Origin of the sequence: Flavihumibacter sp. CACIAM 22H1, from assembly GCF_001601815.1 — a bacterium.
Lineage (GTDB): Bacteria > Bacteroidota > Bacteroidia > Chitinophagales > Chitinophagaceae > Flavihumibacter.
Genome location: NZ_LUKG01000056.1, coordinates 3,143 through 11,434, shown reverse-complemented (window position 1 = coordinate 11,434; position 8,292 = coordinate 3,143). Strand labels below are relative to the sequence as shown.

6 protein-coding genes are annotated in these 8,292 nt (G+C 44.8%); 1 reads left to right on the top strand and 5 read right to left on the bottom strand.

Features of this window, described 5'->3' with window-relative positions; all coding sequences use genetic code 11:
• The 5 genes from A1D16_RS14645 to A1D16_RS14625 all read right to left on the bottom strand — a co-directional run.
• Positions 1-861 (bottom strand): SusE domain-containing protein (locus tag A1D16_RS14645; RefSeq protein ID WP_290710802.1); only part of this gene is annotated, 861 nt, incomplete at its 3' end.
• Positions 862-886: 25 nt separating this feature from the next.
• Positions 887-1,681 carry a RagB/SusD family nutrient uptake outer membrane protein gene (locus A1D16_RS14640; RefSeq protein WP_290710800.1) on the bottom strand — a complete coding sequence of 265 codons (795 nt, stop codon included), beginning with the start codon at positions 1,679-1,681 and terminating at the stop codon, positions 887-889.
• A complete protein-coding gene (locus A1D16_RS14635) occupies positions 1,599-2,012 on the bottom strand; it encodes a RagB/SusD family nutrient uptake outer membrane protein (RefSeq protein WP_290710798.1) in 414 nt (137 codons plus the stop codon). Before A1D16_RS14635 ends, A1D16_RS14640 begins: the two co-directional genes overlap by 83 nt.
• Before the next feature lie 14 nt (positions 2,013-2,026).
• Positions 2,027-2,386, bottom strand: coding sequence for a hypothetical protein (locus tag A1D16_RS14630; RefSeq protein ID WP_290710796.1), 360 nt, complete (start codon positions 2,384-2,386; stop codon positions 2,027-2,029).
• Positions 2,387-2,402: 16 nt separating this feature from the next.
• Positions 2,403-5,510: a TonB-dependent receptor gene (locus A1D16_RS14625; RefSeq protein WP_290710794.1), complete on the bottom strand. Its 3,108-nt coding sequence runs from the start codon at positions 5,508-5,510 to the stop codon at positions 2,403-2,405.
• A 3-nt stretch (positions 5,511-5,513) separates the two neighbouring features.
• Here A1D16_RS14625 and A1D16_RS14620 point away from each other — a divergent pair.
• Positions 5,514-8,292 (top strand): two-component regulator propeller domain-containing protein (locus A1D16_RS14620; protein ID WP_290710793.1); only part of this gene is annotated, 2,779 nt, incomplete at its 3' end.

The following is an 8,292-nucleotide window of genomic DNA, read 5'->3' as shown; positions in this document are numbered from 1 at the left end:
GGAGTCTACCCGCATTGGCGTTGGATTATCAATATTCCATCCGGTAGGCAGGGCATCTCCCAGCAACCATAGTTTTTTGTAGGGAGGCTCACTGGAAGCAATAACCGAAATAGTGCCATCCAGTAAACTCACCACCACATCATAGAGGCCCGAACTGGCAACACTGAATTTTTCATCGGGATCAGCATCGGACATCCGGTACACAAGGCTGGCTTCCGTTGCACCTTTATTGTAAGATGGCAGGAATGAACCGAGGGTGGTTATCAGTTTAAATTCACCCACTGACAATATTCCCTTCCAGGCAAAAAAACCGGGTTGTGCAGGAACCGGGGTAAGAGGGGTAGCATTGTCTGCACTCCAGCCATTCGGCGTAGCATCGCCGATCAGGTAAAGTGTTGTACTAACGGGCTCGTAGGTGGTTACCTGAAATTCGATGACAGCACTTGAATCTTTTGGTAAAATTCCATCTGCTACGGAAGCTACAATTTGTGCTTCCAGTATGCCCGCCCTACCCGGCTGAAAACCGAATTCGGTGGCCAGTTGATTCAGTTCACCTACTGTAATTTTTTTGGAACGCAGTCCTGCTCCAAGAGATTCTATCCGTGCCGAAGAAAAATTATTTCCTTTTTTATCGAGTTTAATGCTGTAGGATATAGCCGCATTGGTTCCCTGGTTAGAGCCGGCGGTCCAGCTCAGCACCAGCGCATCCTGTTGCATATTTTTCTGCTCCAGCACAATAGCTGTTTTGTCGACCGTTACTGCCAGCGGCTGAGAACCCTTATCCAGTTCTCTCAGGTCTTTTGAGCAGGAAATACCGAGTACCAGCAGAAGCAGGGCGATGAATTGTACTATCCGATACATAACTAAATTTTTTGAGGTGGGTGAATCAGTAACCGGGGTTTTGGGAAAGATTTGGATTAGCATCCCGTTCTTTTTGAGGAATAGGCAATAGAAGATGTTTTTCAGCAGCATTCACCTTCCCGATGGAATGCAAAAAGCCGATTCCATAAGCCCCCTGGTTTACCCGGATCAGATCAAACCAGCGATGGCCTTCAAAAGCCAGTTCCATCCGTCTTTCCTGCAGAATTTTTTCACGTAACTGTACCTGGTTTAATCCCTGAACAGGTGGCAGCCCAGCTCTTAACCGAACCCTGTTCAGCGGTCCGCCGGAGTTTATGGAAGCGGCAGGTGCCTGTGCCTCAGCAGTTTTTCCCGTTTCATTCAGTGCTTCTGCATGCATCAGCAATACATCTGCATAGCGTAATACCACCCAATTGGCGGGATTGGTATCATAGTCGGGTGAAATCGTTTTATCCACCAGAAATTTCCGAAGATTATAACCGGTTGTAGCGTAGGAACTCCGGTATACTTTACCATCAAATTCAGGGCCTCCCTGGTAAAGAATGGTTTGGTCTTTACGAAGATCGCCCGCTTCATATGCGTTTACAAATTCCTGTGTAGGCTGATTCCAGCCATATCCACCAGCCACAAAGTCGGCGTTACGCGGACCGGTAAAGGTACTTACCCAGGAGCTCTGGTTTTCATTGCTCCAGAATCCGAAATTTGTTTTACCTATAAACTGTACTTCAAATAAAGATTCAACGCCGTTTTTTAGTAGCCGGATTGAAATTATCGCTGTACCGGGTATGAAGCGAATAACCCATGGTTTGAAGTGTTTCACAAAGCGCAATGGTTTCGTTGTAATTACCCAGTGTCAGCTGTACTTTAGCCAGCATTCCGATAGCGGCCCCTTTAGTAGCGCGGCCAAGATCAGTAGCAGCCATTTCATTTTTTGCCGGTAATAAACTGATTGCTTTTTCAAGATCAAGTAGAATCAACTGGTATACTTCTTCGCGCGTACTTCTGGCCGGACGTAAATCATCCTGCGGCGTTTGTGCAACAGTAATCAGGGGTACTCCTCCGAATAACTGAACAAGGATAAAATGATAATGTGCCCGCAGAAAATAAGCTTCTCCTAACACCCGGTTTTTAAGCGCTTCGCTGATATTCATGGACGGTACCCGTTCTATAACCAGTTTGCCCGTAGAATTCCGGGGGCAGGCCCGCGCCAGATATCCAATGCTGCCGCATTATCGGTTGATGTTACAAAATTGGAAATATCCTGGGTTTCTATTCCATCGGTTCCACCACCGGCTCCTACAAGGCTATTGCCGGCCCATATATCGGTGGTCCACATACGTAAATTATACAATTTGGGCCATTGCAGGGGCTGATAGGCGCCATTGATAGCGGCTATAGCATCTTCCTCGGTTTTCCAGTAATTTTCGGTATTAACAGAATCGAGCGGAGTTTTATCGAGGTATTTTGAGCAACTGCCCATTAAAAGGCAGGCTACAAATAAGAGCGCATTTTTTCTTGACAACATTGCCTTTGTTTTTGATTTAAAAACTGATATTGATGCCACCGCTTACAATCCTGGTAACGGGATATACATTGAGATCTACTCCATTGGTGGGCACTTCAGGATCAAAGCCGGTATATTTTGTGAAGGTGAGCAGGTTTTGACAGGAGAAATATAAACGTGCACTGGACATTTTAAAGCGCTGAATAAGCGCAGAAGAAAAAGTATAACCAAGTGTAATGTTTTTAATCCTGAGATAAGATCCATCTTCAATAAACCGGTCCGATATACGGGTATTTTTATTTGGATCATTAAACACCGCCCTGGGCATGGTAGTACTGCTGCCTTCACCATTCCAGCGATCCAGTACCGCAGTGGTCTGGTTCTGTGCCACAGCCATCCCTTCCTGGTATATCCGGTTAGCATTGAAAATTTTATTACCGGCAATGCCCTGTAGAAAAACCGAAAGATCAAAGCCTTTATACGAAAAGCTGTTATTCATTGCAAAAATGAAAGTGGGAGATGGATTGCCTATAAAAGTGCGGTCATTGTCATCTATTACACCGTCATTGTTAAGATCCCTGAATTTTATATCGCCGGGTGAAGTACGATTATTAGGATCAGCTCCGGGAACCTGGAGTGCATAATTATCCACCTCCTTCTGGTTCTGGAAAATACCATTGGTAACAAAGCCGTAAAACTCATTAATAGGATATCCCCCGGCATGCTGGATGGCCAGGTTCTGGTTCAGGCCAATACTACCTGTGTACAAAGGCACACTATCATTCAGGCTGATAATTTTATTCTGATTATAGGAAATATTAAAACTGGTAGTCCACTCCAGTGCACCGGTTGTATTGCGTGTATGGAGGGTAAGTTCTACGCCGCGGTTTTGTACTTTTCCAAGGTTGATGCTAGGTACCACAATATCGGAATACCCGGTTGTAATCGGTACAGCCATCGGCACCAGCATATCCTGGGTTGTTTTCAAATAGGCGTCTAGTGTTACGGTAAGGCGGTTGTTAAACAGGCTTGCATCTACTGCCATATTAGCCTGGGCTACCTTTTCCCAGCGTACCCCCGGGTTGGGAATGGCCAGTGGAACGATAGCCGTCACAGGCTGCCCATTGAAACTGTATTGAACCGTTTGCAATACCGAAGCAAAGGAATAGTTACCGATATTCTGATTGCCGGTAATTCCATAACCTGCCCGGAGTTTAAGATCGTTCAACAGGCCGTTTTGCCGGAAAAAATCTTCTTCTGAAATGCGCCAGGCAACAGAAGCAGACGGGAAGGTTCCAAACCGGTTAGATTTTCCGAACCTTGAAGAACCATCACGCCGTACCGTTGCAGTTAGCAAATACTTTTTTTGAAAATCATAATTAACCCGGCCGATATAGGAAAACAGGGCCCATTCACTGGCACTGCCGCCTACAGTGGGCAGGGTGGTACCATTGTTTAATTGCTGGGTAGCATCACTGGCAAATTGCTGGATGGAGCCATTCATGAAATCATAGCGGTTATTTTGCAAACTGGTTCCGGCCAGCACTGTTATGGAATGATCGTCCGCTATTTGCCCGGAATAGGTTAAGGTGTTATCCCATAACCAGGTGAGGCTTTTGTTATACTGGCTGAAGAGGTAAGAATTGGGCTGCGGAATCGGCTGCCAGTTGTATTTAGGGGCCCAGCTTCTATTGTCCCAGAAAGATGCCTGTACCCCACCCGTAGTTTTAAATTTAAGCGATGGAAGTAAACTGATCTCTGCAAACATATTCCCAACAATATTGTAGCCGTTTGTGCGATTTTTATTCAGTGTTGCTTTTCCCACCTGGTTGGGAATATCTCCCACCCAGGAGGGCTGCCCAACCGGACCCGCATAAGATCCATCTTCATTATAAATCGGCTGGGTGGGCAATGCTGCCATTGTAGCACGGATATCATAAGAACCATTTCTTTTGACATCATGGTTAAGACTCAGGTTATTTCCAACGCGAAGCCAGTCAAACACCCTTGAATCGCTATTAAATTGCAACGTGTAGCGGCGATAATCGGTATTTAATACAATCCCTTTCTGGTCTAATACAGAACCTGCCACATAGTAGGTTGATTTTGCCGTTCCGCCTGCGTAAGAGAGCGCATAGTTTTGCAGGGGGGCACTGTTGAAAACTGCACCCAGCCAGTCAGTTCCTTTTCCCAATGTGGTTGGATCTGCAAAGGCAGGATTTTGTGCCTGGCCATTATTAGCCATCATTTCATTATGTAAGGAAGCAAACTGTGCTGCCGATAACATGGCTACCATAGAGCTGGCCTGCTGATTTCCGAAAGATGTTTTAAATTCCAGCGTATTTTTTCCGGATATGCCCCTTTTGGTACTGATCAATACCACCCCGTTGGCGCCTCTTGATCCATAAATAGCCGCTGCAGAAGCGTCTTTCAGTATTTCAATGGAAGCAATATCATCGGGACTGATAGTGTTCAGCGGAATATCGGTAGGTACCCCGTCGATCACCAATAATGGATCGCTGTTATTAATGGTTCCAACCCCACGTACGCGGATTGTAGCATTACTGCCGGGTGCACCCGAGGATACCACCTGAACACCGGCTGCCCTTCCCTGTAAGGCATCTCCCGCATTTGTAACAGGCAGCGATCTAAATTCTTTACCGCTGACGGAGCTTACGGAACCGGTAAGATCGCGTTTGCGCTGTGTGCCATATCCAACCACCACCACATCATCCAGGCTTTTGTCCAGCGCAGTGAGGACGATTTCAAAGCTGTTCCTGTATCCCACAGGAATACGCAGCTCTTCATATCCTACATAGGAAAACAATAAGGTATCGGTAGCGTTGGCAGTAATAGAAAAAATACCCGCTGCTGCAGAACTCGTAACTGGTCCATCAGGCAGCACCTGCACGGTAACCCCGACTAAGGGGCTGTTATCCGGTTTGGCAATAATTTTTCCTGTAATGGTCCGGTTCTGTGCATGAACAGGGATAAAAAACACCGCACAGACCAGGAGGCAGAACATGCTTCGGATACGGCAGTTCAATTGAGCTGGCATAAACAATCGTTTTGATTTAATAATACAGGACGAAACAACTACAAGTTTTTCAGAATCGCCTATCAGTCCGTTCCATTTAGTTTTCAAAACGTGCCAAATTCCAAAAACCTGTTTCGAAAATTGACAGAAAGCCGTAACTATGTAGCAGTAGTTATTATTACCTGCATGCCTAAACGAGCCCACGCATATTTTTTTGTTGCATATGTGTTCTGTAGCTTGTTGCAGGCACAGCTTGTTTTTTCACAGTCTTATTATTTTAAGAACTACCAGGTTCAGCAGGGATTATCGGGAAATACCATTACCAGTATTTTGCAGGATCGAAAAGGTTTTATGTGGTTCGGTACCAGAAACGGACTGAATCGTTTTGATGGTACCCATTTCCGGATTTTTAGCGAGGATGCTGCTAATCCTACCAGTATCGGCAGTAATTCTATCCTCAGTTTATTTGAAGACCGCCAGGAAACTATTTGGGTAGGTACCTATAAGGGAATTTATTTGTACGATGCCGCCACGGAACAATTCCGGGCATTTACAAAAATTCCGAGAGCCGAGGTACGGCATATTAAAGGCGATTCAGCCAATACCATCTGGATTATTTCAAATTTTCAATTATACAGGTATAACCTGGCCACCGATGACCTACGATCTTACCAGGCCAATAACATGCAGTCGATTGCCTTGCATGTAAGCAAAGAAGGTACTGTTTATGTAGCCACTACCACCGGGTTGATTAAAGTCTATAACCCGCAAAAAGACCAGTTTGAGACCTATGATATTGCCACAATTTATGGGCAGTCTATAACTTATGTACAGGATCTGCACCCGGTAAATGACAGTTTATTATTGATCGGAACCATGAATAAGGTGCTCCTGTTGAACAGGAAAAAATCCACCATTCAGAACATATTTGAGGGTAGTAGGTATACGGGCACAATCCAGGTGCATTCCATCCTGCGGCAGGGAGGTTCAAGTTTCTGGCTGGGAACTGAAACAGGTATTTATATATGGGATGTATCACTAGGCATCCGCCAGCATATTGAAAAACATTTCACCAACCCCTATTCCATAAGTGATAACGTGATCAATGTATTTTGCCGGGATCGGGAAGATGGGATCTGGATCGGTACATTTTTCGGCGGTGTCAATTACTATTCAGAATCGCTCAGCAGTTTTCAAAAATACTCCCCTATCAACGGCGAAAATAACCTGAGCGGAAACCTGGTGCATGAAATCTGCCGTGATGATGCTGGCTTTATATGGATCGGCACCGAAGATGCTGGTCTTAATAAACTGGATCCGCTTACCGGAAAAATCAAACAGTTTATGCCTGGAATGGGGGCCGGAAGTATCGCCTACCAGAACATTCATGGACTGGTGGCAGCAGGCAATGAATTATGGATTGGGACCTATGAACATGGGTTGGATGTAATGGATCTGCGGACAGAAAAAGTTATCCGCCATTATAAAGACGGCGCGGGCAAGCATGATCTAAAAGGAAATTTTATTGTAGCCCTTCATCGGACGGCAGCGGGTGAAATACTGGTAGGCACCTGGAATGGATTATTCAGATACAATCGCGATACAGACAATTTCACCCAATTACCCTTTTTTAATACACAGATTCAGGCAATTTATGAAGACGATGCAGGAACTATCTGGGCATGCACCTACGGAAATGGAGTATACTATTATAATACGAAAACGGATAAAGGCGGAAGACTGCTGCACGATTCATTAAATAAGGAAAGTATACCAAACAATTATGTAAATAACCTGTATGAAGACCGTAAGAAAAATATCTGGTTCAGTACGGAAACCGGTATTTGCAGGTACCAGCCACTAACAGGAAAAATAACCCGCTATACAGATGGTTATCTGAATAACCAAACCTTCCGGATACTGGAAGATAGTTCCGGTCAATTCTGGATCAGTACGGCCAAAGGCCTGGTTCGGCTTGATCCTGTAAGCAGCCAAACCAAACAATACAATACTGCCAATGGTTTATTATCAGACCAGTTCAATTATAATTCGGCTTATCGCTCGCCCGAAGGCGACATGTATTTTGGCACCGTTAAAGGCATGATCCGTTTTAAACCCGAAACCCTGCCTAAGAATAATTTTATTCCCCCGGTTTTTATTACGGGTATCCTGGTGAATAACCAGGCAAGAATATTTGCTGCCACGGAACAGGGAACAATGGTATTGCCGTATGACAGCTCGTCTATCAGTATTGATATGGCTGCCTTAAGTTACCGGTTGCCCGAAATGAATGAGTATGCCTATAAAATGGAGGGCGTTGATAAGGACTGGATTTATATAAAAACCAACCGCAGAATTTATTACACCAAACTTTCTCCCGGAAATTACCGGTTTTTATTAAAAGGATCGAATAGTGGAGAGGTTTGGAATGATAATATAACCCAATTACGTATTACCATTCTTCCGCCTTTTTGGGCCAGCACCTGGGCCTATTTATTGTATGTATTGGTTACGTTGGGTATTACAGGGCTGATTATACGTTATTATTACCTCGCGTGGACGGAAAAAAACCGGCGAAAAATGGATGCTATGGAAATGGCCAAGGAACGGGAAATATATAATGCCAAAATCGAATTTTTCACCAATGTGGCACATGAAATCCGCACTCCGCTTACGATGATAAAACTGCCGCTAGACAAATTATTGCAGGCAACATCCAACCATTCTTCTATCACGGAAAGTTTACTGACGATGAAAAAAAACACCAACCGATTAATTGATCTGACAGACCAGTTACTGGATTTCAGAAAAGCTGAGGCCAATCATTTCAGCCTGAATTTTATTTCAACAGATATTACCGGTTTGCTGAAAGAGGTGGTGAGTGGCTTCA